Source organism: Leucobacter aridicollis (assembly GCF_013409595.1).
Taxonomy (GTDB): domain Bacteria; phylum Actinomycetota; class Actinomycetes; order Actinomycetales; family Microbacteriaceae; genus Leucobacter; species Leucobacter aridicollis.
Genome location: NZ_JACCBD010000001.1, coordinates 210,738 through 230,526, shown reverse-complemented (window position 1 = coordinate 230,526; position 19,789 = coordinate 210,738). Strand labels below are relative to the sequence as shown.

Here is a 19,789-nt window from a genome sequence, read left to right as displayed (position 1 = left end):
CCACAATGACTGAAACAACAACTCTGCTCATTGCAGAAGCTGAAGAGCGGCGAGGACGGAAGAACGCTCGACTTCGCCGCAGTGCCCAGCGTCCTCGCGCGGGCCGCGCTGGCATCGCGATTCGAACGGTCATTGCCGCAGTCGTCGCACTGATCGTCGTCTTTCCCCTCTACTGGATGATCGTTGTCGCCTTCTCTCCGCGCGGAGAGGTGTTCGAGCCGGGGCTGAGGTTCTGGCCGAGCACGTTCACGCTCGAGAATTTCGCGAAGGTGTTCGACAGATTCCCCGTCATGGAATGGTTTGGGAATTCGCTCGTGATCGGCACGTTCGTAACCGCCATTACGGTGGTCGTGAACCTGCTTGCCGGGTATGCGTTCGCACGCCTGCGGTTCCGGGGCAGCAACGTCGTCTTCCTGCTCGCGCTCGCGACGATGATGATTCCGGTGCAAGCGATCATGGTCGCGCAGTTCAAGCTCGTGTCGGGGTTGGGGATTTACGGCTCGTACTGGGGTGTTATCTTTCCCGCCGCAGCCACCGCGTTCGGGGTATTTCTTGCCAGACAGTTCTTCCTAGGGATTCCAGATGAGGTGATCGAGGCGGCCCGCATCGACGGCGCCGGACAGATCAGAATCTTCGTGCAGGTTGTCCTGCCGCTGTGCAAGCCGCTCGTCGCCGTGCTCACGCTCCTCACGCTGATGGGGAGCTGGAACGACTTCGCGTGGCCGCTCATTGCGCTCAAGGACAACGAGCTCTTCACGCTCCCGATTGGCCTGCTGTTCTTAAAGAACCAAACGGCCCCCGATTACAACGCCATCATGGCGCTGGCACTCATCTCGGTGCTCCCGATGGTGCTGCTGTTCATTTTCTTCCAACGCTACTTCGTCCAAGGATTTGCTAGGAGCGGTATCAAGTGACTCTCAACTACCTCAGTTCCCTGCCGCTGCCAGACGAATGGTTCGCCGAGCTCGCCAGGCGCGTGCCGGATGTCTCGATCCACCGCATGACTGCCGAGCAGCCACCGGGGCCTGCGGCACTCGCCACGATCGATTTTCTCCACACCGGCGACTGGTTCCCCGATGCCAGTGCGGTTCCCCAGCTTCGCGGGATCCAGCTCGACACCTCGGGCGTCGACCATGTTCGAAAAACCTCGCTGTGGGACACCGAGGTGCCGATCGCGACGCTTGGCGGGATCGCGCCGGTGCCGATGGCAGAGTACGCCATGATGACGCTCCTAGAGCTCGCCCACCGGATGCCCCGAATCGCGCAGCAGCGGGAAGAACGCGTGTGGCCGTCGAATGCCGACCGGCTCGAATCGCTCACCCCTCGCCAGCTCGCCGGTGCAACGGTCGGAATAGTCGGCTACGGCAGGATCGGCAGGGAGATCTCGCGGCTCGCTTCGGTGCTCGGGATGACCGTGCTGGGTGTCAGCCGCTCGGGCGTCGCCCGCACGCAGGCTGACGTCTTCGACACCGGCCGGCTCGCACCGAGCGAAGACCATACCGAGCTCTTTCCCATGTCGGAGCTCGACGCCGTCTTACGGCGAAGCGACTTCCTAATCGTCGTCGTTCCATTCACTGAACTCACAAAGGGCATGATCGGCGAGCGCGAGCTCGACCTTCTTCCCGACAATGCATTTGTCATCAATATCGCCCGGGGCGGTATCGTTGATGAGAAAGCCCTCCTCCACCGGCTCCGCGCCGGCCGGATCGCCGGAGTCGCATTGGATGTGTTCGATGATGAGCCTCTTCCCGAAACCTCTCACTGGTGGCGGGAACCTGGCGCGCTTATCACCCCGCATGTCGCAGGGTTGGCTCCGCAGTATCAGGCCCAGACGCTCGATCTTGTCGTGGAGAATCTCACCCGACTGGCTGAGAACCGCCCCCTACTCAACGAGGTAAACCGTGTCGCAGGCTACTGAACCGCTACTCAGCCCAAAGCGGCAGCGCGAGCTCCTGAACTACATCCGTTCGTACGGGTCGGGATCCGTGAACGAGCTCGCGAAGCTGCTCGGAGTGAGCACATCAACGGTGCGACGCGATCTCAACGATCTGCAGGAGCGCGGCCTTCTCGAGCGCGTTCACGGGGGCGCGGCGCAGGTCGAAGATATCGAGCCACTGCGCCCACTGCGCGAGATCTCGTTTGCCGAGGAGAAGCTCCGGGTGGGCCGCGCGGCGGCCGCGCATGTAAAGGATCACTCCACGATCCTGATCACGGGTGGCACGACCACCGACGCAATGCTCCCCCATCTCTCGGGCATTCCCGGGCTCACGGTGCTGACGAACAATCTCAGCGTCGCCAACCGGCTCGTGCAGGCGACAGAGATCTCAGTGATCGTTCTGGGGGGTCTTCTCAGGCGCAACGAGCTGAGCCTGCTCGGTCATCTCACGATCTCGGGCCTTAGCGAGTTCGGCATCGACCAGGTGTACACGGGCGCCTTCGGGGTCGACGCCGAGATGGGGCTCACGGGCACGAATCTCTCAGAGAGCCAGACCGATCGATCGTTGGTGAGTGCGGCATCCGAACTCATCGTGCTCGCCGACCATTCGAAGCTCGCTCAGCGTGGCCCGAGTCGGCTTGCTCCCGCAGACAAGATCCACAGGCTCATCATCGACGACGGCGCAGATGCGGCGGCTCTGTCGGGCCTTCGCACCGCTGGCATCACCGTCGAGACCTGCTAGCGGCCGCCCGCTTCCCCTTTTTCCCATTCCCACGCCGCCCGGCGGGGTGCGTTGCCGCACCCTGTTTGCCGCGGTCTCACCTACCCAAAGGAGTATCACCATGTCCGTCACCGATCACGACACCGACTCACAGCAGGCGGAACTGTCACCCGCGACACTGCTCGCTGCGGGCGATATCGTCGGCCTGATGCGCGCCTGCCATGATCGCCGGCTCGAACGCGAGGGTATCCCGATGGTCATCGGTCTCGTAGATGAGCGAGGCTCGATCCCGGTCGTCGCCGACGCTCCGCAGCGCGGCGAAGGTGCCGAGTTCGCTCGCATCCTCGACGAGTACTCGGCGGTGCTGACGCCCTGGGGCGAGGACCTCGACGAGGGCTCGTTGATCACCGCAATGCAGGTCCTCGCATACACCCACTTCGCTCCGGGGGCAGCTCCGCTGCAGGATCCCGAAGCCTCAACTCACACCGCCTAGATCAAAGGAATACCATGACTCGCCCAGCACTGAGCCGCACTCGCGAACAGCTTCAGAACGGCCACTTCATCCGCGTGGTGAACTACCATTCAACGCCACGGGTCGCCCGCGACGAACTCGCCGCCGAGCTCGCAGGTTTCGCCAAGGACTACGCCCCTGTCACCCTCGCTGATCTCGACCGACTGTTCGAGACCGGCGAGTGGCACGCCGACCGGCCCGGCCTGATCCCGGTGTTCTACGAGGGCTACCGTAACTCCGCTGAGGTCGCTGCGCCGCTCTGCGAGGAGCTCGGCCTGACGGGCTGGTTCCCGATCGCAACGTCGTTTCTCGACACCCCGGAAGAACACCAGGAGGCGTTCGCCCGGGCACACTGGATCTCACTCGTCGAGGAGGACACCCGCGGCGGCAGGATCGCGATGACGTGGGACGAGGTCGCGCAGTTGTCGAAACGGCACGTGGTCTTCCCACACACCGCCCGCCACGAGGGCTACGACAATGTCTTCACCGCGGAGGATCTCGAGCGTGAGGTATTCGAACCAAAGCGCAAGCTCGAGGCAGTCACCGGACAGGAAGCGCCGGCGTTTGCCTGGCTCCACGGTTCCTCGTACGGGCAGAGTGCGCTGCACGACGATGCCGTACGCGAGGCGGGGTACCGCTACGTGTTCTCGAACACGATGATCCACCGGATTCGCTAGCCAAAGGAAAACTTGCGACGGGGCGGGGCGCACTTGATGTGCGCCCCCGCCCCGTCGTCTAGTTTTCCTCGCGGAGCGGCAGCCCCCAGTGACGCACCCGTCCGTCGGCACCTCGCCACGTGACTTCGCGCATTCCGCCCTCGCGGGTAGAGCTGGCTTCGCGGGCGGTACTCGGGATCGCCTCGGCCGGTTCAACGAGCCGCAGCTTGGCAAGGTCTGCCCAGCCATCGGTGAGGCCCGGGCCCGTGGCGCTGGCCTCCCAGTGGCGTTCAGGGTACCGCGTCGTGTCGGAATGGAGTCGGCGCAGCGTACCGTGACTAGTGCGCACGGTGACGGAGACCTGTCCGCCGCTGATCACGGCGTTGAATGCCTCGACGCGATCCGCCCCGTCACGGCTCCACGCCGGCGTCCCACGTCGCTGGAATCCGGGCCCCGGAGACCAGAACCAGCTTTCGAGCGCTCCGGCCCGAGTCAAGGCCAGGACTTCAAGGTGGTTCGGCCCCTCCGACGACTGCATGATCTGCGCTTCGGCGTAGGCCGCGCCTGACGCAAAGTGAAGCCCGGCGCTCCACGTCCCAGCCGGTACGTCGGGGGTCTCGCACGGATCTGATTCCCGGTCGGAATTGAACCAGTAGACCCAGAGGCCGTCTTCACGGTCGCATGAGAGTAGTTCAAGGTTGCCGACTGCACCGTAGACGCCCTGGACGAGTGATGGGGCCCCAACGCCTTCGTGGTTCGGGCCGACAGTGAGAATGGATAATGAGTGCATCTGCCCATTCTTGCTCATTTGTGAATGTTTATGCCAGAATGGGCTCATTCGGTTTCGCAAAGGAGAGAACATTGAGAATCGCCCGGGCACGCATTGACGGCCAGCCTCGCATCATCGTCGACACTGCTGGGGCGACACGACTCGCGCCCAGTGACTTCCCCGACGACGCCCTCGCCGCGATCGCCGCCGTTCGCGCAGACGTCGCAGCAAACTGGGACACCATCGACGCCAGCGATCTCGAGCTGCTCGCCCCCGTGAGCGGCGCGGGCAAGATCATCGCCGTGGGATTGAACTATGTCGACCACGCCGAAGAGACCGGCTTCGCCGCTCCCGAACGTCCGCTGACCTTCGCCAAATATCCCTCGTCAATCACCGGCCCCACGACCGACGTCTTCGTACCAGACCACCTCACCCAGGGCATCGACTTCGAAGCGGAACTCGCGCTCGTAATCGGGCGCCGCTGCGGCGGAATCACCCCGGCAACGCTCGACGACGTGGCCGCGGCAACAGTCGCAAACGACGTTTCGGCACGCGACGTGCAGTTTGCCGATGCCCAGTGGACCCGAGGGAAGTCGTTTGACACGTTCACCCCGCTCGGGCCGTGGCTCGTGACCTCTGACGAATTCAACCTCGCTGCCTCACACCGCGTGTACGCCACCGTCGACGGCGAGCTCATGCAGGAGGACCACACCTCCGAGATGATTTTCGATCTCCCCACTATCCTCGCGTTCGTGAGCGACGGCATCACCCTCGAGCCGGGCGACATTGTGCTCAGCGGCACCCCGGCAGGTGCCGGCGGCTTCCGTACTCCCCCGCGCTACGTGCAACACGGCCAGACCGTCGTCTGCGGCGTGGAGGGCCTGGGCGAACTCACCAACCGCTACGTCTACCGTTCGCAGCGAACCCAATAGATCCCGCACAACTCTCGTTTCACCGCTGGCAAAGGAGCAAGCAATGACATCCGAACGACGCGTCCTCGTTCTCATCGGGGCAGGGTCCGCGGTCTTCACCCGCGGCCTACTCGCCGACCTCATCGGCGCAACAGACCTCGGGCACTGGGAGATCCGCCTCGTCGACATCAACACTGAGGCGTTGAATGTCGCGGCGGACCTCGCCGAGGCCATGGTTTCCGCGCGCGGAGCCGAGGGCAAGATTCGCGTGGTGCGCAGCGACGACCGCCGCGCCGTCCTCCCCGGCGCAGACTTCATCGTCACGTGCGTGGGGGTGGGCGGCCGCCCGGCCTGGCAGCTCGATCACGAGATCGTGCAGCGCCACGGCGTCTATCAGCCGGTCGGCGACTCGATTATGCCCGGCGGCATCAGCAGGCTGCTGCGGACGACACCCGTCCTCGTCGATATCGCCCATGACATTGCCGAACTCGCACCTGAGGCGCACTTCTTCAACTACTCGAATCCAATGACCGCCAACGTGCAGGCGATCCACCAGCAGACCGGGCTCGATGTCGTCGGCCTCTGCCACGGGGTGCACCACATCCAGCGCGAACTTGCCCAGCTCATCGATGCTCCGTTCGAGCGCACGTCGACGCTGTACGCCGGCATCAACCACCTCACGTTCATCTACGACTTCCGTCTCGACGGGCGGGACGCCTGGCCGATTGTGCGTGAGCGCGTCGAGCGTGAGCTCGCCGTCACCCCGAACCCCGATGAGATCGGGAACATTTTTTACGACACCCCCTCCGCGTGGCACAACCCCTACGCGTGGGAGCTGTTCCATCGTTACGGCGCATTCGCAGCCGCGGGCGACCGCCACATTGTCGAATTCTTCCCCGAGCGTTTCGCGAACGGCGACTACTATGGCAAGAAGCTCGGCGTTGACGCGTTCAGCCTTCCCGAGATCCTCGATTGGGGCGAGAATCGCTACCAGTCCATGCGTCGCCAGGCGAACGGCGAGGATCCGCTCGACGAATCCATCTTCGAGCGCAGCGGCGGCGAGCAGGAACAGCTCATCTCAATCATTCGCTCGATCACCTTTGATTCGCGCGAGATGTTCAGCTGCAACGTGATCAACAACGGCACGGTACCTGGCCTGCCCGACTGGTCGGCCGTCGAAGTTCCTGGAGTCGCAACCGCGCGCGGGATCCGCCCCATCGCCGTCCCCGACCTCGGGGGGCCGCTCACGAGCGTGCTCGCCCGCCGGCTCTCGTCGGTGGACATCGCAGTCGAGGCTGCCCTGACGGGCAACCGCGACCTCGTCATTGAGGCGATGATCGCCGACGGAGCAGTGCTCGATAGCGACCGCGCCGCGGCGCTCACGGACGACCTGCTCGCGGCCCAGGCAGCCAATCTCCCGAGGTTCACAGCATGAGCGCGAAGAATCTTGGCTCGACCCACGACTGGGGCGAGGGCCTGCGCAGCGCGAAGTGGTTCGGAGCCGACGGCAAGACCGGGTTCATGCACCGCTCCTGGATGCGCAGTGAGGGGCTCCCCGACGATACGTTCCGGGGCCGCCCCGTCATCGGCATCGCGAACTCGTGGAGTGAGCTCACGAGCTGCAACATTCACCTTCGGGTGCTCGCTGAGCATGTGAAGCGCGGGATCTGGCAGGCGGGCGGCGTGCCCTTCGAGTTCCCCACGACTTCTGCGGGCGAGCCGCTCGTGCGCCCGACCGCGATGCTACTGCGCAACCTCATGGCGATGGATCTCGAGGAGACGCTGCGTGCGAATCCGCTCGACGGCGTCGTGCTGCTCGCCGGGTGCGACAAGACCACCCCGGCCTACCTCATGGGCGCCGCCTCAGTCGATATCCCGTCGCTGCTCATCACCGGCGGGCCGATGCTCAACGGTAAGTACCGCGGCGGTGACATCGGCTCAGGCACCTCGGTCTGGCGCTTCACAGAGGCGTACCGCGCCGGGCAGATCGACGAGGCCGCCGTCACCGAGGCCGAGGGGTGCATGGCGCGCAGCCAGGGCCACTGTATGACGATGGGCACCGCGTCGACGATGGCGTGCGTGTCGGAGTTCATGGGCATGCAGCTGCCTGGCACCGCCGCGCTGCCTGCGAACGATTCGCGCCGTTCGACTGCCGCCCACCTCGCTGGGCGCCGCATCGTCGAGATGGTCGAGGAGGATCTGCGCCCGTCGAAGATCCTCACCCGCGAGGCGTTCGAGAACGGCGTTCGTGCGAACGCAGCTCTCGGTGGCTCCACGAACGCGGTGATCCACCTGCTCGCGCTCGCTCGCCGCGTCGGCGTGGAGCTGACGCTCGACGACTTCGACACGCTCGTCCGCGACGTGCCGGTCATCGCCGATCTCATGCCGAGCGGGCGGTTCCTCATGGAGGACTTTGAGTATGCGGGCGGCACCGCCGGGTTCGCGGAGACCCTCGGCGATCTGCTGCACCGTGACACGCTCACGGTGAGCGGCAAGACGTTCGGCGAGAACTACGCGGGCGCCGAGGTGTACAACCCCGAGGTGATTCGGCCGCTCGACAATCCGGTCAAGGCTCCCGGCTCCGGCATCGCCGTGGTGCGCGGCAACCTCGCGCCGCGGGGTGCTGTCGTGAAGCAGTCGGCCGCTTCCGAAGAGCTGCTCACGCACACGGGGCGCGCGCTGGTCTGGGACACCCTCGATGCGTACCTCGCCGACGCTGACGACCCCGAGTTGGAGGTCACCGCCGATGACATTCTCGTCGTGCGAAACGTCGGACCGCGCGGTTACCCCGGCATGCCCGAGGTCGGCAACCTCCCGCTCCCCCGAAAACTGCTCGAGGCCGGGGTTACCGACATGGTGCGCATCTCAGATGCCCGAATGAGCGGCACCTCGTACGGCACCGTGGTGTTGCACGTTGCGCCGGAGGCGGCCGCCGGTGGCCCGCTCGCACTCGTACGCACTGGCGACACCATCACCCTCGACGTGCCGAGTCGAAGCCTGCACCTGCACGTCGACGACGCCGAACTTGCAGCGCGCAAGACCGGCTGGGTGGCGCCGCAGGTGCCCGGCAGCGAGCGCGGGTGGACGCGCCTGTATATCGAACACGTCACGCAGGCAGACGAGGGACTCGACCTCGACTTCTTGCAGGGCAGCAGCGGTGCGGCCGTCGGACCGCAGGCGTTCTGACATGACCCAGCCATCGTCATATCTCGTCGTGGGTGGATCGGGGATCCTCGCCCCCGCGGTGACTCAGCTCGTGGCCGCGGGGCACCGTGTGACCGCCATGAGTCGCTCCCGGCAGGCGCCAGCCGGGGCAAGCTGGCTGCGTTGCGACGGTCATTCCTTGACGGCTTTCTCCGCCGCCGCATCCGATACTCGATGGGCTCATGCGATCGTGTACGTGCCGGCTGTGTCTGCCGACACGCTGGCGCTCATCCGCGACCACGTCGACGGTACCGTGGTCGTGCTTCGCACGAGCAAGGCAGCGGCGCCGGAGAACACGCGTGACCACAACGACGACGAGCTCATTCTCGGTTGGGTGGAGCTCCCGCACGGCACGAGCCGCTGGCACACCCCGGCTGAGGTGTCGGCGGCCGCACTGCGAGTCGCACGCGGCGAACCTCTGAGCGTGCTCGGTAGCGTTCGGCCATGGGAGGGCAGGCCAGCATGATCGTTACCGTCACTGTTAATCCCGCGCTCGATGTCACATACCATCTCCCCGCTCTCTCCCCGGGCGAGAGCCACCGGGTCGACGCCCCCATCGCCCGCGCGGGCGGGAAGGGCGTGAACGTCGCGCGTGTGCTCGACTCGCAGGGGTTTTCTACGCTCGCGCTCTCGACCGTTGGCGGTCTAACTGGCAAGCAGTTCGCAGCCGACCTCGCAGGAAGCGGTGTGCCTCACGAGCTGGTGCGGGTCGCTTCCGAGACTCGACGGAGCATCGCGTTCGTCACCGACAACGGCGACGCCACGCTGTTCAACGAACGCGGGACCGGGCTCGCAGCAGAGGAGGAGGCCGTGTTCGTCGCCGCGCTTCGCGACGGATCCGCACAGGCGAGCGTCGTAGTCGTGAGCGGAAGCCTGCCACCCGGCACCTCCTCGGAGTTTCTCGGCGAGCTCATCGGGGCTTGCGCCCAGCTTCCGGTCATCGTCGACACATCGGGCTCCCTTCTCCTCGATGCCGCACGGGCCGGGGCGCATCTCCTCAAGCCCAACGCCGAAGAACTCGTTCAGGCAACAGGCCTGACTGACCCGCTCGCGGGCGCCCGACACCTCACCGAACTCGGTGCCCGCGCCGTGGTGGTGTCACTCGGCGAGGAGGGCATGATGCTCGCACTCCAGGGGGACCCCGTCGTTCGAAGGGCGCGGCTCCCCGAACCGCTCGTCGGCAATCCGACGGGAGCGGGAGACGCCGCCGTAGCGGCGTTCGCGTCTGCCATTCACCGCGGCGAGCTACTGACCGAATCCGATCCGAGCGATGCCTTGCGACGCGCGGTTGCCTGGTCTGCCGCTGCAGTGCTCGCGCCGGTCGCCGGTGAGATCGACCCGGCCCACACCCACCTCATTCACGACGTGATCCTGACAACGGAGCCAATGCAATGACCCTTGTTCCTACTCAAGCCCTTCTCGACGCCGCAGTCGGCGAACGCCGCGGTGTGTGTGCATTCAACGTGTTGCATCTCGAGACCGCCGAGGCGCTCGTCGCCGCGGCCGAGCGCACCGGCATCCCGCTCATTCTGCAGATCTCCGAGAACTGCGTGAGCTTCCACGGCAGTCTGCGTCCCATCGCCGCCGCCACCATGGCGCTGGCAGAAGACAGTACGGTTGAGCTTGCGGTGCATCTCGACCACGCCGAAAGCGAGACGCTCGCCCGCGAGGCAATCGACCTGGGCTTTGGCTCCGTAATGTTCGACGGCGCCCGCCTCGAGTACGCCGAGAACGTCGCGGCAACGCGGCGCATCGTAGAGTCTGCGCACAGCGCTGGGGTCGCGGTTGAGGCCGAGCTCGGCGAGATAGGTGGCAAAGATGGTGCCCATGCCCCCGGCGTTCGCACTGATCCGATCGAGGCCCAGAGCTTCGCCCTGGAAACGGGCGTCGACGCGCTCGCAGTCGCCGTCGGCTCGTCTCACGCCATGACCGAGCGCACATCCTCACTCGACCTGCCGCGCATTAGCGAGATTCGCCGCCTCGTTGGGGTGCCGCTCGTGCTCCACGGTTCCTCAGGCGTGCCTAACGCTGAGATCGCTGCCGGCATTCAAGCTGGCCTGACGAAGATCAATGTGTCGACGTACCTGAACGGTTTCTTCACCGGCGCCGTTCGCGCGGCCCTCGCCGGGAATCCGCGGCTCGTAGACTCACGCAAGTATCTCGGCCCCGGGCGCGATGCGGTGACCAACTCCGCTGCCGAACTACTGTCACTCGTTCACGGCCCCGGGTCCGCAATGCCGCCCCCGCACCCGGGCGGCTCCTAGGCGAGCACCTCGTCCTCGAGCCGCGCGTAGCTGGTCTCCATGCCGTCGACCATGCCCGTCGAGAGGATCATCTCGCGGGTCGCGGTGTCCGGGTAGGTGATGAGCAGGGAGACCAGGGTCCCGCCCTCCACAGGGATCAGCGTGAGTTCGTTGATCGTTTCGGGACTCTGCGCCGCCTCGGGGTCTTCCGGTGTCCACATCTTCTCTGTCGTCACTGATCGGCGCGGCGGCTCGATCTCGAGCACGGTCCCGGTAAACCCGAAGCGCTGCTCGCCATCGTCAGACGCCCACTCGGTGCGGTGGCGCTCACCGACCGCTGTGGCGACCTCGCAGACCGGCATGGTCCAGCCGTCGGGCCCGAGCTGCCACCGGCGCAGCAGGTCGGCGTCGTGGTGGGCCTTCCACACCTGGTCGACGGTACCGCGGACGATGCGGCTCGTGCGCGCCTGGGTGTCCCCGATGAGCTGCAGTTCTGTCCCCGCTCCCGCGGCGAACGCGGTGAGGTCTTCGACGACCGCGTCAATCTGCCCCATCGCCTCGCGCATGCCTTCTTCCATGCCCATCGCGCGGAGCTGCTCAAGCTCGTCGAGGGTGTTGAAGAATGTGGTGGTGGTGAGCCGGGAACCGAGCGCGGTCTCGACGAATTCGAACACCATCCGCATGTCCGGCATCTCGGCGTTGGGTGTGCCGTCCTCGCTTGCGAAGCCGTCGCGCACCTCAAACGAGTGGCCCTCGTCGACGGCGACCCACGTCCAGTAGCCCGCGCTAATCTCTCCCTCGGGGCCGGTCATGCGGTAGTTGCTCACCCCGCCGGGGTAGCCGTCGTGGCGGGTGAAGGTTGCCGGGTATGTCGGCGGTCCCCAGAATCGCTCGATCTGACGCGGGTCGAGGTAGGCGTCCCAGAGCCGGCGGACCGGGACGGCGAAGTCGGCGACGACGGTGAGGGTGAGCGCGTCGGTGTCTTGTGTGACGGCGGTGATAGGCATTGCGGTGTTCCTCTCAGGAGGGGTCGGAAGGTGACTGTTCGTCGTCTTCGGCGAGCAGCGTATCGAGTCTGTCGATGCGGCCGCGCCAGAGCTGTTCGAAGTGCCCGAGCAGCTCCTGGGCTCGGCGAATGGTCTCGGGTTTCGCTCTCACGATGCGCTCCCTCCCGCGCGGAATCTTCGCGACCAGATCGGCGGCTTCGAGCACCGCAACGTGCTTTTGCACCGCCGCGAATGACATCTCGTAGTCACCGGCGAGGTCCGACACCGAGAGTTCGCTCGCCAGCGTTCTGCGCACGATATCGCGCCGCGTCGCGTCGGCGAGTGCCCGGAAGAGCCGATCCACCGCTTCGTCTGAATACTCCGCTACTGCAACCATTTGGTTGTATGTTACGCCGATTCTCAGCGAGCGCAAGGGGCGCTGAAAGAATTTCCCGAGAACTCCGGGGGAACGAGCTAGGCCGCGTCGGTCGCGTCGTCCGCGACGGTGCCGCGGCGCTTGCGCCGCCAGCTCGCGAAGACGCGCCAGAGTTCGATGAGGATCGGGATACCGGGGATCAACACGAGCACGATGATGAAGACTTCACTGTACTCACGAACGAACGGAATCTGGCCCAGGAAGTAGCCAAGCAGCGTGACGCCAACGGCCCAGAGGAGCGCACCGATCGCGTTGTACACCATGAAGTGCTTGCGGGTCATGTTTCCCACGCCTGCTGCCGCCGGGACGAAGCCGCGAATAATCGGGAGGAAGCGCGCGATGATGATCGCCTTCGGACCGTGCTTCTCGAAGAACGCGTGCGTGCGCTCGACGTTTTCCGGGTTGAAGAACCGGCTCTTCGGCCGGTTGAAGATCGCGGGGCCGAGCTTGCGCCCGAGCGTGAACCCGAGCTGGTCGCCGGCGAACGCGAAGATGAAAAGCAGGACGCAGGTGATCCAGATCGGCACGTCGATAATGCCTGTCGCGCTGAACAGCCCAACGGTGAAGAGCAGCGAGTCGCCGGGCAGGAACGCGAGCACGAGCACGCCCGTCTCCAGGAAGACGAACGCGCAGGCGAGCACCAGCGCAATCCAGCCGCCCGCAGACAACAGCGTTTCGGGGTCGAGCCAGTCGATGCCGAGCAGCGCCGGGGTCGAAGTGAGCGCGAGCGGATCGGCCAGAGCGAGGAGCGAATTCACGCCTTTAAACTACCAGCCACAGCCTGCCGTAAACTCGGAATCACATGGATTGTGGGCACGCCGCCCGCTGCGCGCCGCCCTCGCGACCGGGGCCCTTCGTTCGAAGTGAGGCCAGATGCCCGCCACCGTCATTCACAGCGTCACGCTCGTCAGCGATGGCGAGGCCACCGCCGACAGTTGGGTGAGGTTCGACGACGGTGTCGTTCGGGAGATCGGCTCAGGCGGCACGTGGCGGGACGCGGCGGAGGCGGCCGGCCCCGGCTGCGAGGTCGTCGATGGAGCTGGCGCGATCCTCTCCCCCGGGTTCATTGACATCCACGTGCACGGCGGCGGCGGCGCGGCGAACGAGGGGGGTGCCGACGCGATCCGGACCGTGCTCGCCACCCACCGCGAGCACGGCACGACGCGCGCCGTGCTTTCGCTTGTGACCGGGCGGCCCGCGGACCTGCTGACGCACCTCGCCACGATCGCTGATCTCACAGAAACCACGCCCGGCGTGCTCGGCAGCCACCTCGAAGGGCCCTTCCTCGCCGACGCGTTCCGCGGTGCGCATGATCCTGAGATGCTCCGGTCGCCGCTGCCCGAGGAGACGGCGGCGATGCTCGCAGCCGCGCGCGGCACGCTCCGTCAGATCACCCTCGCGCCCGAGCTACCCGGCGCCTCGGCCGCGATCGCGGACTTCGTTGCCGCTGGCGTCGCGGTCGCCGTCGGGCACACGAGCGCCACCTACGAGGAGGCGCGCGCGGCGTTCGATGCGGGCGCGAGCATCCTCACGCACACGTTCAACGCGATGCCCGGCCTCCACCACCGCGCTCCCGGGCCGATCGCGGCCGCGTTCGAGGCTGAGCACGTCACGCTCGAGGTCATCAACGACGGGGTGCACGTGCACCCCGCGCTCGCCCGGCTCGTGTTCACGGAGGCGCCCGGCAGGGTCGCCCTCATTACCGACGCAATGGTCGCTGCGTGCGCGCACGACGGCGATTACATGCTCGGGTCCCTTCCCGTGCGGGTCGAGGCGGGCGTCGCGCGCCTCGTCCCCGATGGGGCGATCGCCGGCTCGACGCTCACCCTCGACGTCGCCCTCCGCCACACCGTCACCGAGTGCGGCGTCCCGCTCGCGGCGGCGATCCTCGCGCTCACCGCGACGCCGGCCGCCGCGGTCGGCCGCGCACACGACCTCGGCTCGCTACGGCCCGGCTACCGCGCCGACGCCGTGCTGCTCGACGACACGTTGCACGTGAAACGGGTGTGGCTCGAGGGCGCCAGCGCCGAGCCTCACGGCCCCGCTTCCCCGGCCCACCAGACGGGCTGATAGCCTCGCGGCATGAACGCCACCGAGATTCATGCCCTGCTGACCGAGGGGCTGCACCACGCCATCGACAACGGAGACCGGGACTACTTCGCGGAGGGCACGTTCCAACCAGACGGGTGGATTCAGGTCACCTACGCTGCGATCAATCTGAGCTATGCCTCGACCACGGACCCCGCCGAGCTGCTCGCCCAGCTCGAGGTGCCCGAGTACGTGGAGGTTGCCAGCTGGGAGGCGAACACCTATCTCACCTTGACGCACGGCGCCGACGACGTCGCGGCCATCTCGAGGTTCACTGCGGAGCTCATCGCTGCCATCGCGGCGAGCGACGCCTAGCCGCCAGCGTGTGACGCGGCCGCACCGTGCCACCGCCGCGCGGCGGCGACGGCAACCAGCTACCGGGCGTCTGACTTCTTGGCCCGCTTGCGTGGGGGCGCGAACAGCACCCAGGCGACCGCGCCCGACCCACCGACGAACCACACGGCCCACCACGGGAATCCGAGACTCACGCCGTCGCCACTGAGCGTCTCGTTCTGCGGCGCCTCGGAATCCGGCAGCCGCACCGCGTGCACCATGAAGCGGTGGCTGTTCACACCGATCGGCGTGCACGTGAACAGCGTCACCCAGTCCTCGCCCTCGCGAATCTCAAGCGACTCGGTCTCGTTCGGCAGCACCGTCTCGACCTGCTCCACCCGATAGTGGTGATCCTCGCCGAGCACGCTGATCCAGAACGTGTCGCCCACCTTCGCCTTGGGTAGCTGCGTGAACAGCTTCGAGTGCGGCAGCCCCGAATGCGCCGTGAGCACCGAGCGCGTCGACGGGCCGCCGATCGGCAGCGACGTACCGTACATGTGCCCAGCGCCCTTCGAGATCACCTGGTCGGAGGTCCCGTGGTACGCGGGGAGCGAGATGTCGAGGCGCGGGTAGTTGATAGTACCGATCGCGTCGGTGCCGCTCACCCGAAGCATTTCCTCGTAGGCGAGGTAGAGGTTGCTGCGCTTCGCCTCGTCCTCGTTCACCGAGATGTACGGGTCGGTCAGTGGACCGGGCTCAAGCTCGTCGTTGTAGGCGTATGCCGCATCGAGAATGCGCTGGCGCTCGGCGGGATCAGTGCCCTTGACCTGCTGAACGTAGCCCGAGATCTCGGCGTTGTGTCCGATCCGAGCGACCCACGAGGCCGCGTCAGGGTAGACAAGCATGCCGATAGCGACCATCGCGACAACCTGCAGCACAACGTTCAGCGCTAGCTGCCCCCTGGTGCGGCGCTTCGGTCGCTGCCCGCCGCCCTCCGCGGAGGGCGCGGTATCGGCCGGCGACACGGCGACGTCCGACGTCGCCCCGGCCGGGTTCCCTCCGGTCACTGCTCGCCCGCTCGCGATTCACGCCGGCGCCTGGCGATAACCACCCCGCCGACCACGACAAGGACGCCGCCGAGCAACGCGGCCGCTGCGATCTTCCCGCCGGTCTCCGAGAGCCCCGGGACGGGCGGAATCACGGGTGTTGCCTTCCAGACGACGGCGCGGAGGGTCTCCGGGTCGGTGGCCGACTGGACGCTGCCCCGCAGGATCACGTCCTCGCCGGTCCACCCGGCGGGGTACGAAACGGGCTTTGCGAAGTAGTCGCGGTACAGCTTGCTGCCCGGCTCGCGGTCGAGTCCGTCAGCGAAGTTCGAGTAGCGCAGGCACGGCACCGTGATGAGGCCGTCGGCGGAGGTGCGCAGGTCTGACCCGTCAGCAAACTTGACGGGCCGCTTCGAGGCCCGCGCGTCCGCCTCGCTCGTGTACAGCCGGAAGTCGGCACCCTGAATGAGGTTCTGTGGGTGGCCCTTCTCGTGCACGAGAATACGGAGGGGGCCGAACTTTGTCGTCGCGGTGTCCGTGACGACGCCCGCGTCGCCGGCAAACAATCGCACCTCGTTCGTGTATTCGCCTGGCGCATTGACCGCGCTCGTGAACGAGATACGAACCTCGGCGGACGTATCGACGAGCAGCTTGGCGATACCGGCCTCGGTGAAGACGGTCTCGAGTGCGACTCTGCCGTCGACCTCGGTCTGGGTGACCGAGTAGTCGGCGCCCGCGGTGAGCGCCGGCTGGCCGGTGATCTCGACGGTCGTATCGGCCGCAGTTCCGCGGAGCTCAACGCCCCGCGCAAGCACGTGCTGCACGCGGTAGCTCGAGAGCTCGCTCACCGCTGGAATGACATTCAGCGCGGACCAGACAACGGGGTCGCCACAGGTCACCGCGTCTGCGTCGCGCACGCCCAGCGTGGTGTCGACCGAGGCGGTCTTCGGATACACGTGCACCGTCGTGAGCCACTCGCCCGCGCTCGTGGGGTTCGGGAGTGGGAGCATCACCAGGAACGGGACCGAGCGGATCGCACCCGCTGGCGCGGCGGTCTCGGTGACGAGGTAGAGCCCGGTTTGCAGGTCGCTGAATACGACGCTGTTGTCGGCCGCCGTGACCCCGGTGCCCGCCACTGGCTCGCCAGCGACGAGACGCGCGGCGGCGGCGGGCTTCATGTCGACCGCACGGTTCCAGTCGACAGTCTTCTCAAGCTTGAGACCCGGAATGCGCTTGATCTCAAACGTGTGACCGGCGACGCCGGTCGGCGCGCCCGCGCCGGGCGGCAGGCCGGAGCCCGGCTTGTCGGTCGGCTCCGGTTCGACACCGGGGTGGATGACGAGCGTCTTCGGCCCGTCGGGCAGCACCAGGTCGGCGCCGTGGGCAGGTGAGGCGAACCCCACGACGAGAGCGAGCGCCGCGAGCAGGGCGGCCACAGCGCCGCCTCGTGTTCCGCGAACTGCGCCGTTCGTGCGCGCTTCCGTCATGACTTCCTCTTCTCGTCAGTGTCGATGTTGATCGTGGTGGCCGCGCTGTTTTTGGTTCGGCGGGGCGCAAACAGAATGGCGGCGACGGCGCCGGTCCCGCCAACGAATGCGAGCGCCCACCAGGGGAACCCCGCGGTCAGCCCGTCGCCTGCAAGCGCCACGTCGCCGGCCCCCGGAGGCGCCGGAACCCTGACCCCGTGGACGAGAAAGCGATGGCTGTTGACCCCGATGGGGGTGCAGGTAAAGAGTGTGACCCGATCCTCGCCGTCGACGACGTCGAGGGAATCGGTGACAAACGGCTCGACGGTTTCCAGCCCGTCAACCTCGTAATACCGCGTCTCGCCGAGCACCCGGACCTCGAAGACGTCGCCGACCTTCGCTTGCGGGAGCTTCGTGAACAAAGAGGCGTGCACGAGACCCGAATGAGACGTGAGCACTGAATGCGTCGACTCGCCACCAACCGGGAGCGAGGAACCGTAGAGGTGCCCGACGCCGCGTGAGATCGCAGCGTCTCCCGTGCCGTGGTAGAGCGGCAGACCGATGCCGAGGCGAGGGTAGACGACCTCGCCCATCACGCCGTCACCGCTCCCCTGGAGTACCTCCTCGTACGCGCGGTACGAGGCGGCGTCCGCCGCGGCAGCCACGGGATCCCCCGCAGCAGAATACGGATCGATGAGCGAACCTGCGGGCAGGTTCGCGTTGTAGTCGCGCGCGGCGGCGAGGCCGTCAGCGCGCTGCTCCTCGCTCAGCTCGTCGACGGTGCGGACGTAGCCGGAACGCTCGGCGTTGTGAGCGAGCGTCGCGAACCAGTCGGCTGCGGCCGGGTACACCAGCGCGCCGATCCCGATCATCGCGACGACCTGGAGCACGAGCGGCATACCCAGCTTCCGCCGCTTAACGGGTCGGGAGGTGCCCGTCGTATCAAGCGCGAGTGCGTGAGCCATCGGACACCTCCTTTCCCATCTACCTATCGTCTTCCTGCGAGGGGAAGGGGCTACTCCGCAGCGTTCTGACGGCGGCGTGCGACGATGAGCACGACGGCCAGGAGTGCGATGCCGGCAACGGTGAGCATGATCGTGCCGGTGCCACCGGTGAGGGGCAGCACGAAGCCGCCGCGGTCGTACTGGTTCACGATCGTCTGCGTCGTCTGCGTCGCAGACTCCTTGGTGACGACGAACTCGACGGGCTCTGCGAGCAGCTGGTGATCCTGCAGCGCCTTGGTCTCGACGAGCCAGTACGACTGGTAGCCGGGCTGGCCCTTGGCGATTTCCTTGCCGTCTGCGAAGTTGCTGTAGCGGACGCCGGTGATATCGACGCGACCATCAGCGTTCGTCGTCCACACGCCGTCCGTGTGCGACCCGGCTGCGGGCTTGAGCGCCTTGGCAAGCGCGTCCACGTCGCCGTTCACGGCAGCGCGCGCATCCGCAGCGGACGCAAACACCATGAACTCAGCGCCTGCGAGGTTCGCGGTCTTGCCCTCGGGGGCGCCTTCGCTCTTCTTGATGAGCGCGTAGTTGCCGTACTTGACCTCGGTGCCGGGGATTTCCTTCGGCTCGGTCTGCGACTTCGAGGAGTAGAAGTGCGCGACGTTCTTGATCTCGCCCGGCTGGGTCACCACGGTGTCGAGCGTGAGCACGACATCGGCGGTCGCAGCGGCCGCGACCTTTGCGAGGCCCTTGGCGGTGAAGTCGATGGTCACGGTGCTCTTTCCGCCTGCGGCCGCAACGTTCACCGTGTAGTCGTCGCCGAATGCGAGGCCTGCGGGCGCAGTCACCTTCACGCCCGAGCCGTCGGCAGCGGTCTTCAGGAAGGCATCGTCGAGCACGTCGACGATCTGGAGCTTGTCGGTCGCAATGTACGCGCCGGTGGCGTTATCGCGCGGGCTCGGGTTGTCCACCGTGATCGTCCAGGTGACGGTGTCGCCGACCTTGAGGTCAGCGGCGTTCTCGACGGTCTTCTGGCCGAGCACCGTGTGGTTCTTCGGGTAGACGTAGATGGTGTCGAGCCACGTGTTGAGGTTCGTCGGGTGGGTGAGCGGTGCGGCGACGAGGAAGTCACCGGCCGCGACGACACCTGCGGGGGTGTTCGTCTCGCGGACGAGCCAGAGACCAGCGTCGAGCGCCTGCGCGCCCTCCCAGCGGACGACGCCTGCGGCGTCCGTGATGCCGGTACGGTCTGCCGACTTCGACGCCACTGCAGCCTTCGCAGCGGCGAGGGTCGTGCCAGCGATCTCCTGCTGGCCCTCGTTCGACATCGGGTTCTTCGTCAGCGGGACCTTGTAGGCCTCGAACGTGACGCCCTCGATTGCCTTCGCGGTCAGGCCGGTCTGCTCGAGGCCGGTCGCCGCGGCACCGTTCTCAGCCGGCTGCTCGAGCTTGGTGATGACGAGCCCGGAGGTCTCGGGCATCGTGTCGACAGGTGCAGCCTGCGCGGCTGCCGCACCGCCGAATGCGAGCGCAACAGCGGTCACGAGCGCACCGGCGCTCGCGAGGAGGCCTCGCTTCTTGATGTTCAACATGGTT

21 protein-coding genes are annotated in these 19,789 nt (G+C 66.6%); 13 read left to right on the top strand and 8 right to left on the bottom strand.

The window, feature by feature from the left end; all coding sequences use genetic code 11:
• Positions 1 to 5: 5 nt before the first annotated feature.
• From BJ960_RS01030 to BJ960_RS01010, 5 genes are all read left to right on the top strand, one after another.
• Positions 6 to 914 (top strand): carbohydrate ABC transporter permease, encoded by a 909-nt coding sequence (locus BJ960_RS01030; RefSeq protein ID WP_185985895.1) that lies wholly within the window; start codon positions 6 to 8, stop codon positions 912 to 914.
• Entirely contained in the window at positions 911 to 1,918 is a 1,008-nt protein-coding gene (locus BJ960_RS01025; RefSeq protein WP_185985894.1) for a D-2-hydroxyacid dehydrogenase, read from the top strand. Before BJ960_RS01030 ends, BJ960_RS01025 begins: the two co-directional genes overlap by 4 nt.
• Complete coding sequence (locus BJ960_RS01020; RefSeq protein ID WP_185985893.1) at positions 1,902 to 2,678, top strand: DeoR/GlpR family DNA-binding transcription regulator; 777 nt, start codon at positions 1,902 to 1,904, stop codon at positions 2,676 to 2,678. Before BJ960_RS01025 ends, BJ960_RS01020 begins: the two co-directional genes overlap by 17 nt.
• A gap of 100 nt (positions 2,679 to 2,778) precedes the next feature.
• The gene (locus tag BJ960_RS01015; protein WP_185985892.1) at positions 2,779 to 3,150 is read left to right on the top strand and encodes a hypothetical protein; all 372 of its coding nucleotides are present in this window, start codon (positions 2,779 to 2,781) and stop codon (positions 3,148 to 3,150) included.
• Between the two features lie 14 nt (positions 3,151 to 3,164).
• Positions 3,165 to 3,845, top strand: a complete 681-nt coding sequence (locus BJ960_RS01010) for a polysaccharide deacetylase family protein (RefSeq protein ID WP_185985891.1) — start codon at positions 3,165 to 3,167, stop codon at positions 3,843 to 3,845.
• A 58-nt stretch (positions 3,846 to 3,903) separates the two neighbouring features.
• Here the strand turns inward: BJ960_RS01010 and BJ960_RS01005 are convergent, their stop codons facing one another.
• Positions 3,904 to 4,632 carry a hypothetical protein gene (locus tag BJ960_RS01005; protein ID WP_185985890.1) on the bottom strand — a complete coding sequence of 243 codons (729 nt, stop codon included), beginning with the start codon at positions 4,630 to 4,632 and terminating at the stop codon, positions 3,904 to 3,906.
• Positions 4,633 to 4,685: 53 nt separating this feature from the next.
• On the opposite strand from BJ960_RS01005, the gene BJ960_RS01000 reads away from it, so the two are divergent.
• From BJ960_RS01000 to BJ960_RS00975, 6 genes are all read left to right on the top strand, one after another.
• Positions 4,686 to 5,525, top strand: a complete 840-nt coding sequence (locus BJ960_RS01000) for a fumarylacetoacetate hydrolase family protein (RefSeq protein WP_185985889.1) — start codon at positions 4,686 to 4,688, stop codon at positions 5,523 to 5,525.
• Between the two features lie 43 nt (positions 5,526 to 5,568).
• On the top strand, positions 5,569 to 6,939 hold the full coding sequence (locus BJ960_RS00995) for a family 4 glycosyl hydrolase (protein ID WP_185985888.1): 1,371 nt from the start codon (positions 5,569 to 5,571) through the stop codon (positions 6,937 to 6,939).
• Entirely contained in the window at positions 6,936 to 8,690 is a 1,755-nt protein-coding gene (locus BJ960_RS00990; RefSeq protein WP_185985887.1) for an IlvD/Edd family dehydratase, read from the top strand. The genes BJ960_RS00995 and BJ960_RS00990 overlap by 4 nt, the downstream gene beginning before the upstream one ends.
• Positions 8,691 to 8,913: 223 nt before the next feature.
• Positions 8,914 to 9,174: a hypothetical protein gene (locus BJ960_RS00985; protein WP_185985886.1), complete on the top strand. Its 261-nt coding sequence runs from the start codon at positions 8,914 to 8,916 to the stop codon at positions 9,172 to 9,174.
• Positions 9,153 to 10,103, top strand: coding sequence for a 1-phosphofructokinase family hexose kinase (locus BJ960_RS00980; protein ID WP_237463725.1), 951 nt, complete (start codon positions 9,153 to 9,155; stop codon positions 10,101 to 10,103). The genes BJ960_RS00985 and BJ960_RS00980 overlap by 22 nt, the downstream gene beginning before the upstream one ends.
• Positions 10,100 to 10,972, top strand: coding sequence for a class II fructose-bisphosphate aldolase (locus BJ960_RS00975; protein ID WP_185985885.1), 873 nt, complete (start codon positions 10,100 to 10,102; stop codon positions 10,970 to 10,972). The genes BJ960_RS00980 and BJ960_RS00975 overlap by 4 nt, the downstream gene beginning before the upstream one ends.
• Here the strand turns inward: BJ960_RS00975 and BJ960_RS00970 are convergent.
• The 3 genes from BJ960_RS00970 to BJ960_RS00960 form a co-directional block, all read right to left on the bottom strand.
• Positions 10,969 to 11,958, bottom strand: coding sequence for an SRPBCC family protein (locus BJ960_RS00970; RefSeq protein ID WP_185985884.1), 990 nt, complete (start codon positions 11,956 to 11,958; stop codon positions 10,969 to 10,971). The genes BJ960_RS00975 and BJ960_RS00970 overlap by 4 nt on opposite strands.
• A gap of 13 nt (positions 11,959 to 11,971) precedes the next feature.
• Positions 11,972 to 12,334: an ArsR/SmtB family transcription factor gene (locus BJ960_RS00965; RefSeq protein ID WP_185985883.1), complete on the bottom strand. Its 363-nt coding sequence runs from the start codon at positions 12,332 to 12,334 to the stop codon at positions 11,972 to 11,974.
• Between the two features lie 77 nt (positions 12,335 to 12,411).
• Positions 12,412 to 13,131 (bottom strand): VTT domain-containing protein, encoded by a 720-nt coding sequence (locus BJ960_RS00960; RefSeq protein ID WP_259125363.1) that lies wholly within the window; start codon positions 13,129 to 13,131, stop codon positions 12,412 to 12,414.
• 115 nt (positions 13,132 to 13,246) lie between these two features.
• On the opposite strand from BJ960_RS00960, the gene nagA reads away from it, so the two are divergent.
• Entirely contained in the window at positions 13,247 to 14,443 is a 1,197-nt protein-coding gene (gene nagA, locus BJ960_RS00955; protein ID WP_185985882.1) for an N-acetylglucosamine-6-phosphate deacetylase, read from the top strand.
• Positions 14,444 to 14,455: 12 nt separating this feature from the next.
• Positions 14,456 to 14,776, top strand: a complete 321-nt coding sequence (locus BJ960_RS00950) for a hypothetical protein (RefSeq protein WP_185985881.1) — start codon at positions 14,456 to 14,458, stop codon at positions 14,774 to 14,776.
• Between the two features lie 59 nt (positions 14,777 to 14,835).
• On the opposite strand, the gene BJ960_RS00945 is transcribed toward BJ960_RS00950, so the two are convergent.
• From BJ960_RS00945 to BJ960_RS00930, 4 genes are read right to left on the bottom strand one after another with little or no spacing between them, the layout of a single operon-like run.
• Complete coding sequence (locus tag BJ960_RS00945; RefSeq protein WP_307814695.1) at positions 14,836 to 15,801, bottom strand: class C sortase; 966 nt, start codon at positions 15,799 to 15,801, stop codon at positions 14,836 to 14,838.
• Entirely contained in the window at positions 15,798 to 17,267 is a 1,470-nt protein-coding gene (locus BJ960_RS00940) for a SpaH/EbpB family LPXTG-anchored major pilin (protein WP_185985880.1), read from the bottom strand. The genes BJ960_RS00945 and BJ960_RS00940 overlap by 4 nt, the downstream gene beginning before the upstream one ends.
• Positions 17,264 to 18,211, bottom strand: coding sequence for a class C sortase (locus tag BJ960_RS00935; protein WP_237463724.1), 948 nt, complete (start codon positions 18,209 to 18,211; stop codon positions 17,264 to 17,266). Before BJ960_RS00935 ends, BJ960_RS00940 begins: the two co-directional genes overlap by 4 nt.
• Before the next feature lie 50 nt (positions 18,212 to 18,261).
• The gene (locus BJ960_RS00930; protein WP_185985879.1) at positions 18,262 to 19,785 is read right to left on the bottom strand and encodes a SpaH/EbpB family LPXTG-anchored major pilin; all 1,524 of its coding nucleotides are present in this window, start codon (positions 19,783 to 19,785) and stop codon (positions 18,262 to 18,264) included.
• Positions 19,786 to 19,789: the final 4 nt, after the last annotated feature.